Consider the following 19,496-nt stretch of genomic DNA (forward strand, 5'->3'; position numbering starts at 1 on the left):
TCAAACACCTACGCGCTGCTTCTGGCGGATCTTTTCCTGATCAGCGCGTGCTTTTTGAACGGATTTACGCTCCGAGACCTCAGGAACGCCGACGTCCCAATCCGCATCGCCCGGCACCCAGGCATGGGCATCGGTGACGAGGGTGATGACCGTCGTCCGGTCGGTCGTTTGTGCCCACTCCATTGCGGTTTTCAGATCGGCAAGGCTTTCGCAGCGCCGGGCGAGCGCACCCATCGATTCAGCATGTTTGACGAAGTCGACGGCAAAAGGCTCCTTGACGCGGCAATCTTTGATGAGATTGTTGAAACCAGGCACGCCCTTGAACTGTTGGAGACGATTGATGACGGCATAACCGCCGTTGTCGCAGACGACGACTATCATCTTGTGGCCCGTCAATACCGTCGAATAGATGTCGGAGTTCATCATCATGTAGGTGCCGTCGCCGATCATCACGATCGGCGTGCCGTTACCGGCTTTCGCCATCGCATGGCCCCAACCTGCGGCGATCTCGTATCCCATGCAACTGAAGCCGAATTCGCAGTCGAACGTGTTGGGATTCTTGACGCGCCAGCCCTTGGTCACCTCACCGGGTGTGCCGCCTGCCGCTGCGATCAGCGTATCGTTCGGCTTTGAAGTTTCGTTGACGATGCCGACCACCTGCGCGTAGGTCGGGATCGGCCCATTCGTGACCGCTTGATGCCGATCGAGGAGCTTGTTCCAATCGGCAAATAGCGACTGCGCCTTCGGAAGCAGCGCCGGATCGGCCTTCCAGTCACCGAGAGCCTCGTCCAGTTCAATCACCGTTTCGAGAGCATCCCCGACGACGGCAAGTGCGCGATGCTTTACCGCGTCAAAGCGCGCGGCATTGATCGAAATGAACTTTGCATCCTGCTGAAACACGGTCCATGAACCGGTTGTGAAGTCCTGCAATCGTGTACCGATCGCCAGAATGACATCCGCCTCACCGGCAAGCGCATTCGCCGAGGTTGATCCAACGATCCCGATGGGGCCGGCGTGAGCGGGATGGTTGTGCGTCATCGCGCCTTTGCCGGCGATTGTTTCGACGATCGGGATGCCGCGTTTGACAGCAAATTCCGCGACCTTCTCTTCGGCCGACGAATAGCGGACGCCACCTCCCGAAATGATCAGCGGTCTCTTCGCGGCCTGGAGCAATGCGGCTGCTTCCACAAGCCTTGTTCTGTCGGCACGGGGGCGGGGTATGGACCATACAGCGGGCTCGAAGAACGCGGCGGGATAGTCGAACGCGACTTCCTGAGCATCCTGTGCAAGGCCAATGAATGCGGGACCGCAGTCTGCGGGATCAAGCATCGTGGCGATTGCCTGCGGCAAGGATGAGATGATCTGTTCAGGCAAAACGATGCGATCCCAATATCTGGTGACTGACTTGAAGGCGTCGTTGACCGTCACGGTCGGGTCACTGAAATGCTCAACCTGCTGAAGAACTGGATCGGGAATTCGGTTTGCGAACGTATCTCCCGCGATCAGGAGCACCGGCAGGCGGTTGGCATGGGCTGTGCCAGCCGCTGTCACCATGTTGGCCGCACCGGGTCCGATCGAGGTCGCCGCGACCATCAATTGGCGTCGGCGTTTGGCTTTGGCAAAAGCGATCGCTGCGAGTGCCATCGACTGCTCATTTTGACCGCGCCAGGTTGGCAACTGATCCTGCACCGACTCCAGCGCCTCCGACAAGCAAGTCACGTTGCCGTGACCGAAAATGCCGAACACGCCGGCAAAAAGCGGTAAGCGCTCGCCATCGATCTCCGTGAATTGATTGCATAAGTAGCGCACAAGCGCTTGCGCCATCGTCAGGCGTACGGTCTTCCGGGACATCCGGTCTCCTCCCATGGATCATGTTTTTTCGACGTTACGAAATATTAATTGACAAAGCAATAGTTCCGCAACAATCATTGCAAAAATAGAAATGAGAGGATCTTGATGTTGAAAATTGCCGTTCTCGGCTGCGGCCGTATTGGCCGCATGCATGCCGAAAACATAGCTGCCCATCCGCGGGCGACGCTTGCGGGCGTCTTCGACGTTCATCGCTCTGCGGCAGACGATGTTGGGAGCAAACACGGTGTGGCCGTCTTTGATTCTGCCGAGCGATTGTTCTCCAGCAGCGCCGTTGATGCGGTCCTGATCGCCACGTCGACACCGACACACGCAGATTTCATCGAGAAAGCCGTCGCGGCCGGCAAGCCGATATTATGCGAGAAGCCGATCGATTTGAGCCTCAAGCGTGTCCAGCAATGTGCGGAGGCAATTGGGACGACCAGGGTACCGATCATGCTCGGTTTTGTCCGCCGCTTCGATCCCGGCCACAGGGCGGCGCGCGATGCTATCCGTGCAGGCGATATCGGGGACCTTCATCAGGTCGTTATAACCTCGCGCGACCCCGGAATGCCGCCGGTCGCCTATACCGAAGCATCCGGCGGCATCTTTCGCGACATGACCATCCATGACTTCGATATGGCACGGTTCATGCTCGGCGAAGAGGTGATCGAGGTTTCGGCCGTGGGTAGCCGTCTTGTCGATCCGGTTCTTATGCAGCGATTGGACGACTACGACACCGTGACGGTCGTCCTCAAGACCACATCGGGCAAGCAATGCATCATCAATAATTCTCGCCAGGCCGTCTACGGCTATGACCAGCGGGTTGAGGCGCTCGGCACAAAGGGAATGGTCGTCTCCGAAAATCGCCGCCCAAACATGACGACGCTGCACGGTGCCGATTTCACCGGCAAAGGCGCGCCGCTTCTCAACTTCTTCATCGATCGCTACGCCGAGGCCTTCATGGCTGAAATCAGCGCTTTCGTCGATGCGATTGGCGCCGGCAAGGCTCCGGAGGTTGGATTTGAGGATGGTCGTCAGGCTCTGATCCTGGCCGAAGCGGCAATCAAATCGGCGGCCGAAGGCCGCGCCATAAAAACCAGCGAAATTGGGTGACCCATGTATCAGAAGTTTGGACTCTATATCGACGGCAACTGGCGCCGTGCCTCCGACGGCGCAACGGCTGACGTCCTAAGCCCCGTCACTCAGAGCGCTCTTGGCGCAGTTCCCGTAGCGACGACCGCCGACACGCAGGAAACCCTGGCTGCAGCCAGCAAAGGCTTCGCGGCTTGGCGGACGACGGCCGCTTTCGCACGTGCCGACGCCCTGCATCGGATTGCCGACGAGATGCTCCGCCGTGCCGATGAGGCGAAAAGGATGATTTCCGCCGAGACCGGCAAGCCGATCGCGCAGTCAGAGCGCGAATGGGGACTGTCCATCGATCAGTTTCGGTGGTTCGCGGAAGAGGCACGCCGCATCTATGGCCGGATCATTGAATCGCGCGTGCCGGGTGGTCGCTTCGAGGTGTCACGTGAGCCGGTCGGCATCGTTGGCGCCTTTACCGCTTGGAATTTTCCCGCGGCACTCGTCGCGCGCAAGGCGGCACCGGCGCTTGCGGCGGGTTGTGCAATCATTATCAGACCTTCGACCCAGACGCCGGGCGTTGCCATGGTCATGGTCGATTGCATGCGGGCGGGCAACTTGCCCGATGGCGTCGTCAATCTCGTCGTCGGTCCGACAGCGACGACCTACGTGCCAATCATGGCGGACAAGTCGGTGCGCAAGGTGTCCCTGACCGGCTCGACACGCGTTGGTCAGCAGATGATCCGCGATGCCGCCGATACAGTGAAGAAAGTATCGATGGAACTCGGCGGCAACGCTCCGCTGATCGTCTATGACGACGCCGATCTCGAGCTCGCACTGAACGTGTCCGTGCCGACAAAGTTTGCAAATGCTGGCCAGGTTTGCGTGACCCCGGATCGCTTCTTCGTGCATGAACGCTTGCACGACGCGTTTGTTGACGGGTTCGTTTCCCGCACAAACGCGCTCAAACTCGGCGACGGCCTCGATCCTTCCGTGCAAATGGGGCCTCTGATCAATGGCGGACGCCTATCGGAGATTGAGTCGATTGTCTCGGATGCTGTGAAAGCAGGTGCGCACGTTGCGGCGGGCGGCGAACGCGCGTCGGAATTCAACGCTGGTCATTTCTACAAGCCAACCGTTCTGACCAATGTCACCGACGATATGAAAGTCTTCGCCGACGAGAATTTTGGCCCCATTGCCGCAATCACACGGTTTAACGAGGAGGATGAAGTTCTTTCGCGCGCCAACGCTTCAGACATGGGACTGTCGGCCTACGCTTTTACCCGGTCGCCGGATCGGGCGCGGCGAACGGTATCGGCGCTGAAGGCAGGGATGGTCGGTATTAACAGCTTTGCGCTGGCGGCGTCCGAGGCACCGTTTGGCGGCACCAACCATTCCGGCATGGGCAGAGAGGGCGGGATTGAAGGCATTGGCGACTATCTCGACATCAAGCTTGCCCAGATCGTGTTTTGAGGGCTGCCGGTATGATCAAGAACAGGTTGAAGGAAATCTGGGCTCAAGGTCGCCCCTCGATCAATGGTTGGCTGTCAATCGGCAATGCGTTCACGGCGGAGATCATGGCAGCTCAAGGCTATGACTCAGTGTCGATCGACATCCAGCATGGTGCGCTGGACTACGGTTCGGTGCTGCCGATGTTTCAGGCCATGCGCGCCTCCGGTGTCGTGCCAATGGCACGCGTGCCTTGGCTGGAGCCCGGCATTATCATGAAGGTGCTGGATGCAGGCGCCTATGGCGTGATCTGCCCGATGGTCAACACTGCCGTACAGGCGGCCGAATTCGTCAGCTATCTACGCTATCCGCCTCACGGTCAGCGCAGTTTCGGGCCGACACGCGTCAGCTTCGCCGCCGGGCCGAACTATGCGGCTGAGGCGAATGGAGAAGTCCTTGCTTTCGCCATGGTCGAAACCAAGCAAGCGATGGAGAACCTCGATGCAATTGCCGCAACGCCACGGTTGGATGGCATTTATGTCGGTCCAGCCGATCTGACCTTCAGTTTGACCGACGGTCGGCTTGCGCCGGCCTTCGATCGCGAAGAGCCGGAAATGATCGACGCTCTCCAGCGCATCGTCGCTGTTTGCAAGAAGAATAGAATTCGCGCCGCCCTTCATTGCGGCACGCCGGAATATGCCGCCCGCGCCATTCAGTGGGGTTTCGATATGACAACTGTGTCCGGCGACACCAGACTGTTGGCGGCTGCAGCGGCGGCGAGCGTCGCGAAGTTCCGCGACCTCGTAGGACAGACGGCGGGTATAGCTGAAAAGGGGGCCTACTGATGCCCCATATTCTCATTGCGGGAAAGTTGCATCCGTCAGGCATGGCGCTCTTGAAAAGCGCTCCGGGCGTGACGTTCGACTACGTGGAAGAAGTGTCGGAGCAATCCTATCATCCATTTATCAGCAAGGCTGACGCCCTGGTGTTGCGCACGCAGCCGCTTTCAGCATCGACTGTTGCGAATGCGGACCGCTTAAAGATCGTCTCACGCCATGGCGTTGGATACGATGCCGTACATCTGGCATCGCTCAATGAAAGAGGCATTGCACTTGCAGTAGTCGGCGACGTGAATTCGGTGTCGGTGGCGGAACACGCCATGATGTTGATCCTGTCGGCGGCGAAACGGGTTCTTCGCGGCGATCGTGCCGTGCGCAATCCATCGGAATGGGGATGGCGGAATCGGCTGGAGGCGGAAGAGATTTCGGGAAAGCGCCTGCTGATCATCGGGTTCGGTCGCATTGGGCGTCATCTCTCCAGAATGGCCGCCGGCTTTGGCATGGAGATCCGAGCTTTTGATCCTTATCTGCAGGCCCAAGGCTGGCCCGGGGGGGCGGTCTTGCCCGAGGGCAGCCTCCTCAATGGCCTTCGGTGGGCTGACGTAGTCTCGGTCAATGTTCCAAAGGCCGATCGACCGATAATAGCCAAAGATGAACTTGCCGCGATGAACCCCGGTGCCATCCTCGTCAATACAGCCCGCGGTGGTGTTGTCGATGAGGCAGCTTTGATCGAAGCACTGCAATCCGGTCGTCTCGGCGCAGCAGGGCTCGACGTTTTTGACGACGAACCACCATCTGAGGATTGCCGCCTTCTAGCATTCGATCAGGTGGTGCTGTCACCGCATATCGCCGGACTGACCCGTGAATGCGGTGAGCGGATGGCCGTAGCATCGGTTCAAAATGTGCTCGATTTTTTTGCCGGAAGAATAGATCCGAGCCTCGTTGTGAACGCCCAGTACTTGCAAGCGACCTAGGCCAGCAAGCCGATAAGTTACAATCTGAATGTTGTGAGGGCCTGGCTTCCGCGCCCACGAAATTCTATGCGTAACTAGCAATGAAAATTGCACGTATTAAAAATGACATTAAGCATTGAAATATGGTTTGACTCAGTGATTATTGCTGATTAGTTTATTTTGCAATGGTTGTTGCAATTGAGGTTCTCGACAGCAATCATGGGCAGGCAGAAGTTTGGCGCTGGGAGGCGTCGTTCCTAGAAAATCTGTCGGTCCTGGATGCACTTTGTTCCATGGGAGGTAAGAGATGGAACGTCTGATCCGTGGCCTTATGGCCACAACAGTTATCGCAGTCGCAATGGGCGGCGTGGCAGTCGCGCAGGACAAGGCGAAAGTCTTCTTCTTGTTGCCAAATCAAACGACAATTCGCTTCGAAAGCCGCGATGCGCCGTTCTTCGTTCAGGCGATGAAGGAAAAGGCGCCCGACGTTGAAGTCGTGGTTCAGAATGCGCAGGGCGATCCCAATAAACAGCAGGCTCAGGTCGAAGATGCGATCGCTCAGGGGGCAAAGGTCATTCTGCTCACGTCTGCAGACGCGAACCTTGCCGCCGGTGAGCTTGCCGCGGCGGCCAAGGCGAATGTTCCTGTCGTTCTCTACGATCACGATGCTGTCGGCGGAAAGGCCGAAGCCCACATCGTCTTCGACTCGCTGGCGGTTGGTCAGGCGCAGGGCAAACGCGCTGCGGAACTGATCAAGGCCATGTCGAAATCGCCGGTCAAGGTTGCACGCGTCAAGGGTAACCAGGGCGAGTACGGCACCGGGCAATACGAAAAAGGCCAGAATGAATTTCTTCAGCCGCTGATCGACTCCGGAAAGGTCAAGGTCGTTTGCGAACAGTACACGCAGAACTGGGATCCGGTGCTGGCTCAGAACTTCGCCGAAGATTGCCTGACGAAGAATGGTGGCGACGTCGACGTCTTTCTCGGCATGAATGACGGCACTACCGGTGGGTCTGTTGCGGCGCTGATCTCCCAGGGAGCAAAGCCGGGAGAGAAGCTCGTCACCGGCGGCCAGGATGCCACGGTAGAGGCGCTCCGCTACATCGCGCAAGGCTGGCAGGACAACTCCGTTCTCAAGGACCTGAAGGTCCAGGCAAACGAAGCCGCGGAAGTCGTCGCATCGATCGTTGCGGGCAAGGGGGTGCCGAAAGACCTGGTCAACGGCAAGGTCAACAACACCTTCATGGACGTCCCGGCCGTGTTCCTGCCGGTGAGCAACATCACGAAGGACAATCTTGGCGACGTGGTCTCGAAAAGCGTTTGGACCTGGGCAGAAATCTGCAAAGGCATCGAAACGGCCGACGTCTGCAAGAAAAATCTTTAATTTGATCGGTTGTTGCGGGGGAGGGCGGCGCGGCCGTCTTCCTCCGTTGCAGGATCAAGACCCTTCCGAGGATGACATGACCGTGACCGATTCAGGGCGTTCACAGGATAAAGCCCTTTCAACCAAAAAGTCTGTTCCGCTCATTTCGATGCGCAACATTCACAAATCGTTCGGCTCGGTTCACGCCCTGCGAGGAGCCTCCGTTGAAGTCCATGCCGGCGAAATCGTCGCGATGGTGGGCGATAACGGCGCGGGTAAATCGACGCTCGTGAAGGTGATGGCAGGCGTCTACGCGGCTGACTCCGGAGAATATGAGATCGAAGGTAAGCCGGTTACGATCCGAACCCCGGCGGATGCCACTGCGCAAGGCATTGCGACGGTCTATCAGGATCTTGCGCTCTGCAACAATCTGGACGCTGTCCAGAATCTGTTTCTCGGTCGTGAATTGACCGGCTCGGGCATTTTCGGCCGCCGCATCCGCCGCGCGGAATGCGAAGTGCGCGCCCGCGAAGTCATGACGAGAATGCGTCTGGGCAACCTTTCGCTGACCCGGCCCGTTGGCGCCATGTCCGGCGGCCAACGTCAGAACATCGCGATAGCAAGATCCATTCTTTGGAAGCCCAAGGTGGTCATCCTCGACGAGCCCACCGCAGCCCTTAGCCACTCGGCGGCGCAACAGGTCGCAGACCTTATCCGCGGCCTGGCCGATGATGGACTGGGTATCGTCATTGTCAGTCACGACATCCACCACTTTGTCGTGAATTCGACCGACCGCATCGAAGTCATGCGACTTGGCGCGAATGCGGCGAGCTTTCGCTCCAAGGATGTGACCGGGGAAATGGTCGTCAACGCGATGGTCGGCGGCAACGAGGGTGTCAATCTTGCCGGCTGACCAGAACTCTTTCCATAGTCAAGGAACGAATACCATGGCCTCCATCTCCACAACCGCCGCGCCGAAGCGACGCACTTTCGGAGAGCTTCTCAACAGCGATCTGCGGGCGCTGCCCGTGGTCATCGCGCTGATCGCGCTGTGGATCTTCTTTGCCACTCAGAGCGATATTTTCCTCACGCCGCGAAATCTATCGAACCTGCTTCAGCAATCGACGGTCGTCGGCATGATGGCGCTCGGTTTGATGTTTGTCCTCCTGGTTAAGGAGATCGATCTTTCGATCGCGGCAATACATGGGGTCACGGCAGTCTTCAGCGCAAAGCTGATCGTCGATTATGGTTTCTCGCCCTGGCTGGCGCTGCCTGTTGCAATTGTGATCGGCGCAGCGATCGGGTCTTGTTCCGCGCGGTGGGTAAACTGGGTGGGAGTGCCATCGTTCGTCGTCACCCTGGGCCTGGGGCTTGCACTCAACGGCATTCAATTGCTTCTGCTTCCTGCGACCGCGCGTTATGCCTTGATGGGGACAGGGGTTGAATACATAGCGCAGACGACTGTCGCAGGCGCCAGCGCCTGGATCGCCTGGGCAGTTGGGTTGATACTGCTCGGAGGGTTGATTTTTTCTGGCGTCGTCCGGCGACAGCGAGCAGGCCTTGAAGTATCGATTCTTCATAGCGTGCTGCTTCCTCTCCTCGGAGCAGGCATTCTGGGGGCACTGGTTGTGCTCGTCCTCAATGCCAGTCAAGGCATTCCGTTGCCCGTTCTGATCTTTGTGTTTCTCCTTGGTATCGGCGGCTATGTCTTAGGCGAAACTCAATTCGGCCTTTATCTATATGCGGTTGGAAATAATGACGAAGCGGCACGCCGAGCCGGCATCAACGTGCCACTCATTCGAATGGCTGCCTTTGCAATCGCCGGCGGTATTGCGGCAATTGCTGGGATCGTTGCATCGTCGAGAACTCTCGGCGTCGGTGTCTTCTCTGGCGGCGGCGTCGGCGGTGGAACACTGTTGCTGGAATCAATCGCGGCGGCGGTCATCGGTGGCGTGAGCCTGTTCGGGGGGCGAGGCGCTATCCACGCAGCACTCTTGGGAGCCCTGGTCATCGGCACGGTCCAAAACGGCCTTAATCTCATGGGTGTGGAGAACGAAGTTCGTCTGATCGTCACCGGGCTTCTGCTGGTCCTCGCCGTTTCCATAGACAAGATCATTGAAAAGCTGACGGGACAACAGTCCTTTTGATCTTGCGCTGCAAGGGTTGCGGGCGGCTCCGGTAGCCGCCCGGCAAGGCAGATCGATTTGACATTGCCAATCTTTTGCTGTTCAGCGCATGATGCAATGAGATTTGCAGGTTTAGGAAATGGCGAAGATCGAACCACCGCGAGATTACGAGGAATTCATTCGTCTGGTTCATGACCGCTACGGCGACATGAGCAAAACCTATCAGAAAATCTCAGTCTATCTTACCCAGAGCCCGAATGATGTGGCAGTCCTCTCTGTCAATGCGATCGCGGAGCGCTGTGGCATTCACGCCTCCAGCTTCGTCCGTTTCGCCCAGTACCTCGGCTATGAGGGCTTCAAGGATCTGCAAGGCTTGTTTCAGCGCCGGCTCTCCACCGCCGCTCCTGGTTTCGAAGCGCGAAAGAAGGCATTGGAGACGGAGCTCGGTGCGCGGACGGATAGAAGCGAGGCGGGATTCCTTCGCGACCTCGTGGTGCGCGATATAGCGTCCTTACAGGACATTCTTGCGCAAATTTCCGGTGAGGACTTGGCCACAGCGGTCGACCTTCTGGAAAAAAGCGAGACAATCTTCTTAATCGGTCAGCTGCGTTCAGCGCCAGTGGTTGAATTGCTACGGTACGTTCTTACCATGCTTGGAAAGCGATGTGTTCTTCTCGACCCAGGTGGTGGGCTTGCCACATATATGGGGCGTACGATGAAGGATACGGATCTCCTCTTTGCCGTATCGTTTCGTTTCTATGCGACTGAAGTTGTGAACGTGGTGGAAGATGCGGCCGCCCGGGGCATTTCTATCGTCGCCATTTCCGACAGCACACTTTCACCTTTGGCCAAGTCTGCGACGGTTCTCTTCCCTGTCCCGGAGCATGAATACACGTTCTCGCGCTCTCTTGCTGCTCCGATGTGCCTGGCCCAGGCTTTGACTGTTGCGTTGGCAAGCCGCCTCCAGGGCAGCAAGGATGATCCTCGTATTCCGATCGTTACCGGACAATAGCGCGCCCATTTCCCTCAAAATCCAATCCGTCGATTCGACTGCCGCTTCCGCCGGCCCTGTGCTTTCAGATCAGCTTCAGCCCCTTCAGGCTGACATGGCCGTCCTTGCCGATGATGACGTGGTCGTGGACGGTGATATCGAGCGCCTTGGCCGCCTCGATGATCACCTTGGTCATGTCGATGTCGGCACGTGAGGGCGTCGGGTCGCCGGACGGGTGGTTGTGGACGAGGATGATCGCCGTTGCCGAAAGCTCGAGCGCGCGCTTGACCACTTCGCGCGGATAGACCGGCGTATGGTCGACCGTGCCGCGGCCCTGCACCTCGTCGGCGATCAGCACATTGCGCTTGTCGAGGAAGAGGATGCGGAATTGTTCGCGGGTCTCGTGCGCCATGGCGGCGTGGCAGTATTGAATGACCGAAGACCAGGAGGAGAGCACCTGCTTGCTTCTGATCTCGCTTTTCAGCGTCCGGTGGGCCACCGTCGAGATCAGTTTCAGGTCGAGCGCCACGGCCTCGCCGACGCCCTTCACCTCGGTCAGCAGCGCCGCCGGCGCGCCAAAAACGCCGGAAAGCGAGCCGAAGCGTTCGATCAGCGCCTTGGCGATCGGCTTGGTGTCGCGCCGCGGGATCAGGCGAAAAAGCAGGAGTTCAAGGATTTCATAGTCGGCAAGGGCGATGTCGCCCTGTTCGCGGAAGCGGTCACGCAGCCGCTCGCGATGGCCGTGATAATGCTCCTGAGCGGCGAGCGAAGCGGGCAGGGCGGCCTTGGCGTTCGGCGCGGCCGGTTTTTGCGGCTGTCCGCCGAAGAACGAGCGTTCGTCGGCGGCAACAGGCTCTTCGGTCTCAAAAGGCAGCTCGTCGTCGGAAGATGTCGCAACCGGCCTCTTCGCCATCGGATCGTCACCCGGCAAACGATGGCAAGCCCGGGCGGTCGAGCCCGCCTGGCGACAGCGTAAAGATCTCGCAGCCGTCGGAGGTGACGCCGATGGTGTGTTCGTACTGCGCCGAAAGCGACCGGTCGCGGGTGACCGCCGTCCAGCCGTCGGCCAGCACCTTCACATGCGGCCGGCCGAGATTGATCATCGGCTCGATGGTGAAGATCATGCCTTCGCGCAGTTCCGGCCCTTCATTGGCGCGGCCGTAATGCAGGATATTCGGTGAATCGTGGAACAGCCGGCCGACGCCGTGGCCGCAGAAATCGCGCACCACCGAACAACGCTCGGCCTCGGCATAGGTCTGGATCGCCTCGCCGATTGCGCCGGTGCGGGCGCCGGGCCTGACGGCGGAAATGCCGCGCATCAGCGATTCATAGGTGACCTCGAGCAGTCGCTCGGCGGCGCGCTTGATCGTTCCCACCGGATACATCCGGCTGGAATCGCCGTGCCAGCCGTCGAGCACGAAGGTGACGTCGATATTGACGATATCGCCCTCACGCAGCGGCTTGTCGTTCGGAATGCCGTGGCAGACAACGTGGTTGATCGAGGTGCAGGTCGATTTGGTGTAGCCGCGATAATTCAGCGTCGCCGGGTGGGCGCCGTGATCCATGCCGAAATCGAAGACGAACCGGTCGATGTCATCGGTCACCAGCCCCGGCTTGACGATGTCGGCCAGCGCATCGAGGCAGCGCGCCGTCAGCTGGCATGCCCTGCGCATGCCTTCGAATGCTTGCGCGTCGTAAAGCCGGATGGCGCCCGTATTCTTCGAGGGCGCGGAAGAGGCTTCGATATAGTTCACCATTGCAGGGCCTTAGCGGAGAATATTAGAATTGTTCATAATGTAGCTATGCCGGGTTCGTCCATCGCGATCAACCGTCGGGACGAGATTTCTCAGCAGATCCTAATCGCATAGCGGGCAGCCTCCCGCATCGGCTCATCGTCAAATCCTCGGACAGGATGGAATATCCACAATCTTCTCAAGAGGATAGGATTGATTGCATGAAGCCTCCTCGCTACTCACCGATGGTGACAGTGGGGAAGGGTCGTTCGTGCTTGATGAAGCGGTAAAACTTGAAAATTTGCCTGAGGCCGGCGGCGAGCCGGAGCGGCGAGTGCGCGATCGGGGCGCCACCGAGCGCGCCATCCTTGCCGCCGCCAAGGGATTGCTGGCCGAGGAGGGCTTCCAGAATTTCGGCATCAATGCGGTCGCCCGCCGCGCCGGTTGCGACAAGCAGCTGATCTATCGTTATTACGGCGGTCTTGACGGTCTGGTCGAGGCGATCGGCGCCGATCTCGGCACTTGGGTGAAGGATCGCATTCCCGAAGATGCCGGCGGCATGTTCCTGTTGACCTATGGCGACCTGATGGAGCGGCTGTCGCTTCTCCTGCTCGACGCTTTGAGAAACGATCCGCTGATGCGCCGCATCCTCGCCTGGGAGATATCTGAGAACACCGAGCAGGTGAGGCGGCTTTCCGAAGCGCGTTCGAAGGCTTTGGCTCTCTGGCTGGAGCGCATGCGCGGCTCGCTGGCGCCGCCGAAAGGTGTTGATGCCGCGGCCGTCAATGCCGTCATCATCGCCGCGATCCAGCATCTCGTGCTTGCCGCAGCAAGCGGCGGGCAGTGCGCCGGTCTGTCGCTGAAGACGCCGAAGGACTGGGAGAAGGCGGCGATGGCGCTGAAGCGCATCGTGCGCGGCGTCTACGGCTGACAGCTCATTCATCCACAGGCAGCGGCTGCCGCGTTAACCTTAATGAATGGTTTACGTTGCCTGGCCTGGGTTAACCCGACAGTGTGAAGGGGAGCAGAGATGGAATGAGTAAGAGCCCCCGAGTTGACATCAATGGGAACCAGGATCGCCAAAGCCGCCTTTCTCGTGACTGCGATGATGTTCTTCGCGGTCCTGGCGCTGGATATCGCAATTCCGACGCTGGTGCTGTGCATCATGGCATTGTCGACCCGGTTGGTTTCCCTCGATCTGCCCGTCGCGCGCAAGCATGGAGGTGAGGCCGCATGAAGTGGTTTCTGATCTTCTGGGCCGGCCCCATCGTCTTTCTGGGCGGATGGTACTGGCTCTCCTATTACGACATGAATTTCGGCATCTTCATGCTGTCGCGGCAGGTCCATGACCTGACGTTCCAGCTCTATGGCGAGGCGCTCGGCATTCCGCCGGAAAACATTCCGCCGCTCGTTGCCCGCGCCATCGCCGTCGACAGTCTCGTCGTCTTCGCCATCCTCGGCTTCCGGAAACGCAGGTCGATCGTCGCCTGGTGGAAGGCGCGTCAGCTGAATTCGTCTCCATCGGATCTCGCCAGCAAGGAAAGCCTGTCGAGCGCGCCTTGAAGGATGAAGCTCGCGGCGGCCGAATCGATCCGTTCGGCCCGTTTGGCGCGCGAGACGTCCATTTCGAGCAGCGTCCGTTCAGCCGCCACCGTCGATAACCGCTCGTCCCAGTAGACAAAGGGCAGCGCCGTCTTCTGCTCCATATTGCGCACGAAGGCGCGCGTCGCCTGCACCCGCGGACCTGCCGATCCGTCCATGTTCATCGGCAGACCGATGACGAAACCCGCGACCTTTTCCGATTGTGCAAAATCCATGAGCGCCTGCGCATCGATGGTGAACTTGACGCGCCGGATCACCGGGCGGGGCGTGGCGAAACGCCGCCCGAGATCGGACATCGAAAGCCCGATCGTCTTGGTGCCGAGATCGAGGCCGGCAATGGCCTGCCGCGGGGCAAGCGTCTCGGCCATTTCCTCGATCGTCAGCACCGTCATCGCCATTTCATCCCGTCAAAAGAAATTGAAGTCGCCACCGCTTTTCTTTGCGGCCGCATGAGATATGTCCATAGAGCATGATGCCGAAAAGTGTGAGCGGTTTTCTCATGACATCATGCTCCAATTGTTTGATTGAGATGCGGATTCAGATTTTAGGCAGATCCGGCCTGAAATCATCTGGACCTTCCCGAACGGGCTTTTGCATCACGTAATAAAGGAGAGATTTGATGAAGATCACCTGGCTTGGCCATTCCGCCTTCCGCATCGAGATCGGAAAAGCGACGATCCTGCTCGATCCGTTCCTCAGCCATAACGCTTCCTTCTCCGGCCAGGATATCAAGGATGTCTCTGCAGGCGTTACTCATATCCTGCTGACGCATGGGCACGGCGACCATGTCGGCGATACAGTGGCGCTTGCCAAGGAAACCGGCGCCGTCGTTCTCGCCAATGCCGATCTTGCCGCCTGGCTCGGCTCCAAGGGTCTCGACAGGCTCGAGATGGGCAATACCGGCGGCACGATCGCGCTCGGCAGTTTCTCGGCGACCTTCACCAATGCGCTGCACTCGTCTGCCCAGATCACCGAAGACGGCGTCTCGCATGCGCTCGGCAATGCCAACGGCCTGATGCTGCATTTCGAGGATGAAGCCTCGATCCTCGCCATGGGTGATACCGACATCTTCGCCGACATGGCGCTGATCAATGAGTTGCACCAGCCCGATATCGGCCTCGTGCCGATCGGCGACCGCTTCACCATGGGCGGCGCCGTGGCGGCCCTTGCCTGCCGGCGCTATTTCAACTTTAAGACCGCGATTCCCTGCCATTACGGCACCTTCCCGATCATCGAGCAGACGGCCGATAAATTCGTTGCCGGCATGGAGGGATCGAAGACGGATGTGAAGGCGCTGAAGCCCGCGGAGAGCCTGTCGATCTGACGAAATCCCGTTGCACCGGGCGGACATGGCCTTTATAGCGGGTAGGAAAAATCCCATCCGGAGAATGCCATGTCCGTCGACCTTGCCACCGTGAAGCGCGTTGCCCACCTTGCCCGTATTGCCGTCTCCGAGGACGAGGCAAATCGCATGGTCGGCGAGCTGAACGGTATCCTGGGCTTCGTCGAGCAGCTCTCCGAAGTCAATGTCGATGGCGTCGAAGCGATGACATCCGTCACCCCGATGGCGATGAAGAAGCGGACGGATGAGGTGACCGACGGCAGCAAGGCCGCCGATATCGTTGCCAATGCGCCCGTCACCGATCACAATTTCTTCCTGGTGCCGAAAGTCGTCGAATAGGGCTTCAAGCCTCTTTCCGACCCCTGTTGCCATTTTCAGATCTGAAGCGAAAACATCATGAGCGAACTCACCAGCCTGACCATTGCCGAAGCCCGCCGCAAGCTGCGCGCCAAGGAAATCACCGCACTCGAACTGACCGAGGCCTATATCTCGGCGATCGATGCGGCCAATGGTCATCTTAACGCCTATATCAAGGTGACGCCGGATCTCGCCCGCCTGATGGCGAAGAACTCCGACGAGCGCATCGCTGCCGGCAAGGCCGGCGAACTCGAAGGCATCCCGCTCGGCATCAAGGATCTCTTTGCCACGGTAGGCGTCCACACCCAAGCCTGCAGCCATATTCTCGATGGTTTCGAGCCGCGCTATGAATCGACCGTCACGCAGAACCTCTGGGATGACGGCGCCGTCATGCTCGGCAAGCTGAATATGGACGAGTTCGCCATGGGCTCCTCCAACGAGACCTCGCATTATGGCGCGGTGATCAACCCCTGGCGTGCAGCAGGGTCCAACCAGCAGCTCGTTCCCGGCGGCTCCTCCGGCGGCTCGGCCGCGGCCGTTGCCGCGCATCTTTGCGCCGGCGCCACCGCAACCGATACCGGCGGCTCGATCCGCCAGCCCGCCGCCTTTACCGGCACCGTCGGCATCAAGCCGACCTATGGCCGCTGCTCACGCTGGGGCACCGTCGCCTTCGCCTCCTCGCTCGACCAGGCGGGCCCGATCGCCCGTGACGTGCGCGATGCCGCCATCCTTCTGAAGTCGATGGCCAGCGTCGACGCCAAGGACACGACGTCGGTCGATCTGCCCGTTCCGGATTATGAGGCAGCCCTTGGTCAGTCGCTGAAGGGCATGAAGATCGGCATTCCAAGCGAATACCGGGTCGACGGCATGCCTGAGGAGATCGAGACCCTCTGGCGTCAGGGCATCGCCTGGCTGAAGGATGCCGGCGCCGAAATCGTCGACATCACGCTGCCGCACACCAAATACGCACTTCCGGCCTATTACATCGTCGCTCCGGCCGAGGCATCATCGAATCTGGCGCGGTACGACGGCGTGCGCTACGGCCTGCGCGTCGACGGCAAGGATATCGTCGACATGTACGAGAAGACGCGCGCCGCCGGCTTTGGCCAGGAAGTCAAGCGCCGTATCATGATCGGCACCTATGTGCTGTCGGCCGGTTATTACGACGCCTATTATATCCGCGCCCAGAAGGTCCGCACGCTGATCAAGCGCGATTTCGAACTCGCCTTCGACGCCGGCGTCGACGCCATCCTGACGCCGGCAACCCCGTCGTCCGCCTTCGGCGTCGCCGATGAGAACCTCGCTGCCGACCCGGTGAAGATGTATCTGAACGACATCTTCACCGTCACGGTCAACATGGCCGGCCTGCCTGGTATCGCCGTGCCCGCCGGTCTCGACCAGAAGGGCCTGCCGCTCGGCCTGCAGCTGATCGGCAAGCCCTTCGACGAGGAAACCCTCTTCAAGACTGCTCACGTCATCGAGCAGGCAGCCGGCCGGTTCACGCCGGCCAAGTGGTGGTAACAGGCCGCACGATCCCGCTCTTCCAGAGCATGGGCGTCGAATGCGAAAAGGTGCATCTTAAGAAGCTGTTGGCTGATCGATAACGGGAATCAGGAGGAGCGTGTGGCGACCAATGATCTTGCGCGATTGATCGAGGCAACTGATCGCCTTGCAGCCGGCGGCTTCACCGTGGGCGCGGATTGGCAGGCGGTTCACGAAATCTGTCAGCGCCACGAGGGCGAGCAACCGTTCGATTGGGGCCATGCGCTCTGCCATCGCATCGAAGGCGACGACTGGAATGCCGACTACTGGTATCGCCGCGCCGGCAAGCGACGCGGCACGGGCACGATGGCCGAGGAATGGTCGGCGATGCGGACGGAACTCTCTGCAAAGGCCTGAGACTAGTCCTGACCGCGCCGTTCGAGACGCGGCCAGGATGGTTGGTTGCTATCTGTTGTTCAGCTGCGACCTGACCAGCTTCAGCCCTCTTTCGGTGATCCGGTAGGGCTGGCCACTGGAGGACTTGATCGCTCTCAGCCGCTTCAGCCTGCGGAAGAGATCGAGGTCGACGCCGGGATAGAGCCAGCCATCGCGGGTGAAGCAGCTGACCGCCTCGATCTTCCTGTCGTCGTCGCGGGAAATTTCGATGCGGCCGCCTTGGGCCATGAGATGCAGGATGCGCTGCTCCGTGCGGGAAATGTCCATCTGTTGAGATCCGGTATCGCGCCCGGCAGGGCGCACAAAAACGATCTGGCGCTCCTTCGAACGTCAGGGCTTCGTTTTTTCGGGCCATGCGCGCAAGCGGACTTGCGGGCAGGGCCTTTACCGGGTCTGTGACTGGCTCAACATAAGGAGTTTATTATTTCGATCGCAAAAGGCGGTCAAGACCGCGATCGCCGATCAAACCGGTCGAAAACTCCAGTTTCCAGCCATCGTCCCGCTGGGGGGTACTGGTAAATTCCCCGACTCAATGGTCTAGTTGCGGGGTAACGCGGAGGTGTCGTTGATCCACATTCGCAATGCCCGCGACGGCGAAGCGGAGCTGTTGAGCGAGATCGGGCTGAGGGCCTGGCAAAAAGCGATGGCGTCGATCGGCGAATCGGACGCGATGATCGATGCAGCCCGCAACGCCTTTCGCAACTTCGTGGAAAACGACTGGCTGACCATCACCGTCGTCGAGCAGAACGGCCAGGTCGCAGGCTGGGCAGCGCGCGAGGGATTGGACGAAACCATCTCGGATTTCTGGATCGATCCGGCCTTCATCGGCCAGGGGTTGGGCTCCGCCCTTCTCGAGCGGATCGAAAAGGAGATTGCCGAGCAGGGCCTGGAAAAGGCGGCGATGCAAACCCATTCCGGCAACAACGAGGCGATCGGCTTCTTCCGCAAGCACGGCTACAGCATCCACTGGCTCTCGGTCGCCTATAATCCGAAGCTCGACCGCGACGTGCCCTCGGTCGGGCTGACGAAATCGCTGGTTTCGGACGGTTAGGGTGGGTACGGGCAGGAATTCTGACATTTCGAAAGTCAGGCGGAAAGCGAAAGATTGCTCGCTTTGCGAATATCAGTGTTCAGCCCATAGCGGACTATTCGGACGTCACGCAAAAATTGTTGCCTTCGGGATCATACAATACGCTGTAGCTATTCGTTTCGCGGACGAATGTCGCACCGAGGGATAAGAGCCGCTGAACTTCTTTTTCTCGATCTGGAGCGGCGATATCGAGATGTACGCGGTTGCGGATGGGACGTTCTCCCCGACGAAGGTGGAAGCAAAAGCGCAGGCCCGGACCATCGACCATCACGGTCGGGTCCGTGTCAGGTGTCAGTCCGATCGCGGCGAGGCGGGCCAACTCCGCATCGTCATAGGGCATCACTTCGTAGCCATCGAGCGCAGCCGCCCAGAAACGAGCAACCCGTGAGGGGACGTCGCAATCAACCACGATTTCTTTCAGCTTTGCCATAACGCTTTACAACTTATCCGATCGACGCTGGAGAACGCGCTCAAAGATCGCTCCGCCGATTGCCGGCAGCAATGCGAAAAGAATGAGTTGTGGTGTTCCCTGCAGCGTCAACAGGGCGGAAATGGTCAACGCGATCAGCACTCCCGCCAAGGCTCCGGCCAGATAGGGAAGATAATCCTTCAATACTGCCTCCGTCGTGCGAAGATCTCAAATCAAAGCGGCATCGTGGCTGAAGATAGAGATCCTGATGCTGACGACAACCGGGAGCGGGCTAAACTCATGTCCATTAGCATGATCAAATATTGAGCCGTCGCGCTTCAGGTGCAAAGCCGCCTCGATCTGGGCGGAAGCG

23 protein-coding genes are annotated in these 19,496 nt (G+C 59.3%); 16 read left to right on the forward strand and 7 right to left on the reverse strand.

Translation table 11 applies throughout. From position 1 onward, the window contains the following. Positions 1 to 1,851, reverse strand: a complete 1,851-nt coding sequence (gene iolD, locus OS035_RS18885) for a 3D-(3,5/4)-trihydroxycyclohexane-1,2-dione acylhydrolase (decyclizing) (protein WP_097625304.1) — start codon at positions 1,849 to 1,851, stop codon at positions 1 to 3. A gap of 102 nt (positions 1,852 to 1,953) precedes the next feature. On the opposite strand from iolD, the gene iolG reads away from it, so the two are divergent. From iolG to OS035_RS18925, 8 genes are all read left to right on the forward strand, one after another. Then, a complete protein-coding gene (iolG, locus tag OS035_RS18890; protein ID WP_206099934.1) occupies positions 1,954 to 2,964 on the forward strand; it encodes an inositol 2-dehydrogenase in 1,011 nt (336 codons plus the stop codon). Positions 2,965 to 2,967: 3 nt separating this feature from the next. Further along, a complete protein-coding gene (locus tag OS035_RS18895) occupies positions 2,968 to 4,404 on the forward strand; it encodes an NAD-dependent succinate-semialdehyde dehydrogenase (protein ID WP_331813981.1) in 1,437 nt (478 codons plus the stop codon). A gap of 11 nt (positions 4,405 to 4,415) precedes the next feature. Beyond that, entirely contained in the window at positions 4,416 to 5,225 is an 810-nt protein-coding gene (locus tag OS035_RS18900) for an HpcH/HpaI aldolase family protein (RefSeq protein WP_097625307.1), read from the forward strand. Next, the gene (locus tag OS035_RS18905; RefSeq protein WP_097625308.1) at positions 5,225 to 6,193 is read left to right on the forward strand and encodes a hydroxyacid dehydrogenase; all 969 of its coding nucleotides are present in this window, start codon (positions 5,225 to 5,227) and stop codon (positions 6,191 to 6,193) included. The genes OS035_RS18900 and OS035_RS18905 overlap by 1 nt, the downstream gene beginning before the upstream one ends. Before the next feature lie 286 nt (positions 6,194 to 6,479). After that, a complete protein-coding gene (locus OS035_RS18910) occupies positions 6,480 to 7,556 on the forward strand; it encodes an ABC transporter substrate-binding protein (RefSeq protein ID WP_097625309.1) in 1,077 nt (358 codons plus the stop codon). A 76-nt stretch (positions 7,557 to 7,632) separates the two neighbouring features. Further along, the gene (locus OS035_RS18915; protein ID WP_097625310.1) at positions 7,633 to 8,448 is read left to right on the forward strand and encodes an ATP-binding cassette domain-containing protein; all 816 of its coding nucleotides are present in this window, start codon (positions 7,633 to 7,635) and stop codon (positions 8,446 to 8,448) included. Positions 8,449 to 8,482: 34 nt separating this feature from the next. After that, positions 8,483 to 9,682 (forward strand): sugar ABC transporter permease, encoded by a 1,200-nt coding sequence (locus OS035_RS18920; protein WP_097625311.1) that lies wholly within the window; start codon positions 8,483 to 8,485, stop codon positions 9,680 to 9,682. Positions 9,683 to 9,800: 118 nt separating this feature from the next. Further along, positions 9,801 to 10,673, forward strand: coding sequence for a MurR/RpiR family transcriptional regulator (locus tag OS035_RS18925; RefSeq protein ID WP_097625312.1), 873 nt, complete (start codon positions 9,801 to 9,803; stop codon positions 10,671 to 10,673). A gap of 64 nt (positions 10,674 to 10,737) precedes the next feature. Here OS035_RS18925 and radC read toward each other — a convergent pair whose 3' ends face one another. Both radC and map read right to left on the reverse strand, forming a co-directional pair. Next, entirely contained in the window at positions 10,738 to 11,565 is an 828-nt protein-coding gene (radC, locus tag OS035_RS18930) for a RadC family protein (RefSeq protein WP_097625463.1), read from the reverse strand. 7 nt (positions 11,566 to 11,572) lie between these two features. Continuing rightward, complete coding sequence (map, locus tag OS035_RS18935) at positions 11,573 to 12,409, reverse strand: type I methionyl aminopeptidase (protein ID WP_097625313.1); 837 nt, start codon at positions 12,407 to 12,409, stop codon at positions 11,573 to 11,575. A 247-nt stretch (positions 12,410 to 12,656) separates the two neighbouring features. Between map and OS035_RS18940 the strand changes: the two genes are divergently transcribed. The 3 genes from OS035_RS18940 to OS035_RS18950 all read left to right on the forward strand — a co-directional run bounded on the left by OS035_RS18940 (position 12,657) and on the right by OS035_RS18950 (position 13,948). Further along, complete coding sequence (locus OS035_RS18940) at positions 12,657 to 13,316, forward strand: TetR/AcrR family transcriptional regulator (protein WP_097625314.1); 660 nt, start codon at positions 12,657 to 12,659, stop codon at positions 13,314 to 13,316. Positions 13,317 to 13,448: 132 nt separating this feature from the next. Next, complete coding sequence (locus OS035_RS18945; RefSeq protein ID WP_003586917.1) at positions 13,449 to 13,622, forward strand: hypothetical protein; 174 nt, start codon at positions 13,449 to 13,451, stop codon at positions 13,620 to 13,622. Continuing rightward, entirely contained in the window at positions 13,619 to 13,948 is a 330-nt protein-coding gene (locus tag OS035_RS18950; RefSeq protein ID WP_097625315.1) for a DUF6105 family protein, read from the forward strand. The genes OS035_RS18945 and OS035_RS18950 overlap by 4 nt, the downstream gene beginning before the upstream one ends. Here OS035_RS18950 and ruvX read toward each other — a convergent pair. Then, positions 13,888 to 14,379: a Holliday junction resolvase RuvX gene (gene ruvX / locus OS035_RS18955; RefSeq protein ID WP_097625316.1), complete on the reverse strand. Its 492-nt coding sequence runs from the start codon at positions 14,377 to 14,379 to the stop codon at positions 13,888 to 13,890. The genes OS035_RS18950 and ruvX overlap by 61 nt on opposite strands. A gap of 227 nt (positions 14,380 to 14,606) precedes the next feature. Between ruvX and OS035_RS18960 the strand changes: the two genes are divergently transcribed. From OS035_RS18960 to OS035_RS18975, 4 genes are all read left to right on the forward strand, one after another. Next, positions 14,607 to 15,311 carry a metal-dependent hydrolase gene (locus tag OS035_RS18960; protein ID WP_097625317.1) on the forward strand — a complete coding sequence of 235 codons (705 nt, stop codon included), beginning with the start codon at positions 14,607 to 14,609 and terminating at the stop codon, positions 15,309 to 15,311. A gap of 69 nt (positions 15,312 to 15,380) precedes the next feature. Continuing rightward, entirely contained in the window at positions 15,381 to 15,668 is a 288-nt protein-coding gene (gatC, locus tag OS035_RS18965; RefSeq protein WP_003578934.1) for an Asp-tRNA(Asn)/Glu-tRNA(Gln) amidotransferase subunit GatC, read from the forward strand. 57 nt (positions 15,669 to 15,725) lie between these two features. Beyond that, the gene (gatA, locus tag OS035_RS18970; RefSeq protein ID WP_097625318.1) at positions 15,726 to 17,207 is read left to right on the forward strand and encodes an Asp-tRNA(Asn)/Glu-tRNA(Gln) amidotransferase subunit GatA; all 1,482 of its coding nucleotides are present in this window, start codon (positions 15,726 to 15,728) and stop codon (positions 17,205 to 17,207) included. 102 nt (positions 17,208 to 17,309) lie between these two features. Further along, positions 17,310 to 17,585 carry a hypothetical protein gene (locus OS035_RS18975; protein WP_183777733.1) on the forward strand — a complete coding sequence of 92 codons (276 nt, stop codon included), beginning with the start codon at positions 17,310 to 17,312 and terminating at the stop codon, positions 17,583 to 17,585. Positions 17,586 to 17,633: 48 nt separating this feature from the next. Here the strand turns inward: OS035_RS18975 and OS035_RS18980 are convergent, their stop codons facing one another. Further along, complete coding sequence (locus tag OS035_RS18980; protein ID WP_003586907.1) at positions 17,634 to 17,891, reverse strand: YjhX family toxin; 258 nt, start codon at positions 17,889 to 17,891, stop codon at positions 17,634 to 17,636. Positions 17,892 to 18,189: 298 nt separating this feature from the next. On the opposite strand from OS035_RS18980, the gene OS035_RS18985 reads away from it, so the two are divergent. After that, entirely contained in the window at positions 18,190 to 18,675 is a 486-nt protein-coding gene (locus OS035_RS18985) for a GNAT family N-acetyltransferase (RefSeq protein WP_097625320.1), read from the forward strand. Between the two features lie 94 nt (positions 18,676 to 18,769). Here the strand turns inward: OS035_RS18985 and OS035_RS18990 are convergent, their stop codons facing one another. After that, positions 18,770 to 19,144: a VOC family protein gene (locus OS035_RS18990; RefSeq protein WP_097625321.1), complete on the reverse strand. Its 375-nt coding sequence runs from the start codon at positions 19,142 to 19,144 to the stop codon at positions 18,770 to 18,772. A 6-nt stretch (positions 19,145 to 19,150) separates the two neighbouring features. Next, positions 19,151 to 19,327 carry a hypothetical protein gene (locus OS035_RS18995; RefSeq protein ID WP_003586904.1) on the reverse strand — a complete coding sequence of 59 codons (177 nt, stop codon included), beginning with the start codon at positions 19,325 to 19,327 and terminating at the stop codon, positions 19,151 to 19,153. Between the last annotated feature and the right edge of the window lie 169 nt (positions 19,328 to 19,496).

It is taken from the genome of Rhizobium sp. 268 (genome assembly GCF_036571585.1).
GTDB classification, from domain to species: domain Bacteria; phylum Pseudomonadota; class Alphaproteobacteria; order Rhizobiales; family Rhizobiaceae; genus Rhizobium; species Rhizobium redzepovicii.

What these genes read in the sequence shown, in the direction of transcription:
- iolD (WP_097625304.1), bottom strand. Translation starts at nt 1,851, where the DNA reads ATGTCCCGGAAGACCGTACGCCTGACGATGGCGCAAGCGCTTGTGCGC.
- OS035_RS18895 (WP_331813981.1), top strand. Translation starts at nt 2,968, where the DNA reads ATGTATCAGAAGTTTGGACTCTATATCGACGGCAACTGGCGCCGTGCC.
- OS035_RS18900 (WP_097625307.1), top strand. Translation starts at nt 4,416, where the DNA reads ATGATCAAGAACAGGTTGAAGGAAATCTGGGCTCAAGGTCGCCCCTCG.
- OS035_RS18905 (WP_097625308.1), top strand. Translation starts at nt 5,225, where the DNA reads ATGCCCCATATTCTCATTGCGGGAAAGTTGCATCCGTCAGGCATGGCG.
- OS035_RS18910 (WP_097625309.1), top strand. Translation starts at nt 6,480, where the DNA reads ATGGAACGTCTGATCCGTGGCCTTATGGCCACAACAGTTATCGCAGTC.
- OS035_RS18915 (WP_097625310.1), top strand. Translation starts at nt 7,633, where the DNA reads ATGACCGTGACCGATTCAGGGCGTTCACAGGATAAAGCCCTTTCAACC.
- OS035_RS18920 (WP_097625311.1), top strand. Translation starts at nt 8,483, where the DNA reads ATGGCCTCCATCTCCACAACCGCCGCGCCGAAGCGACGCACTTTCGGA.
- OS035_RS18925 (WP_097625312.1), top strand. Translation starts at nt 9,801, where the DNA reads ATGGCGAAGATCGAACCACCGCGAGATTACGAGGAATTCATTCGTCTG.
- radC (WP_097625463.1), bottom strand. Translation starts at nt 11,565, where the DNA reads ATGGCGAAGAGGCCGGTTGCGACATCTTCCGACGACGAGCTGCCTTTT.
- map (WP_097625313.1), bottom strand. Translation starts at nt 12,409, where the DNA reads ATGGTGAACTATATCGAAGCCTCTTCCGCGCCCTCGAAGAATACGGGC.
- OS035_RS18945 (WP_003586917.1), top strand. Translation starts at nt 13,449, where the DNA reads ATGGGAACCAGGATCGCCAAAGCCGCCTTTCTCGTGACTGCGATGATG.
- OS035_RS18950 (WP_097625315.1), top strand. Translation starts at nt 13,619, where the DNA reads ATGAAGTGGTTTCTGATCTTCTGGGCCGGCCCCATCGTCTTTCTGGGC.
- ruvX (WP_097625316.1), bottom strand. Translation starts at nt 14,379, where the DNA reads ATGACGGTGCTGACGATCGAGGAAATGGCCGAGACGCTTGCCCCGCGG.
- OS035_RS18960 (WP_097625317.1), top strand. Translation starts at nt 14,607, where the DNA reads ATGAAGATCACCTGGCTTGGCCATTCCGCCTTCCGCATCGAGATCGGA.
- gatC (WP_003578934.1), top strand. Translation starts at nt 15,381, where the DNA reads ATGTCCGTCGACCTTGCCACCGTGAAGCGCGTTGCCCACCTTGCCCGT.
- gatA (WP_097625318.1), top strand. Translation starts at nt 15,726, where the DNA reads ATGAGCGAACTCACCAGCCTGACCATTGCCGAAGCCCGCCGCAAGCTG.
- OS035_RS18980 (WP_003586907.1), bottom strand. Translation starts at nt 17,891, where the DNA reads ATGGACATTTCCCGCACGGAGCAGCGCATCCTGCATCTCATGGCCCAA.
- OS035_RS18990 (WP_097625321.1), bottom strand. Translation starts at nt 19,144, where the DNA reads ATGGCAAAGCTGAAAGAAATCGTGGTTGATTGCGACGTCCCCTCACGG.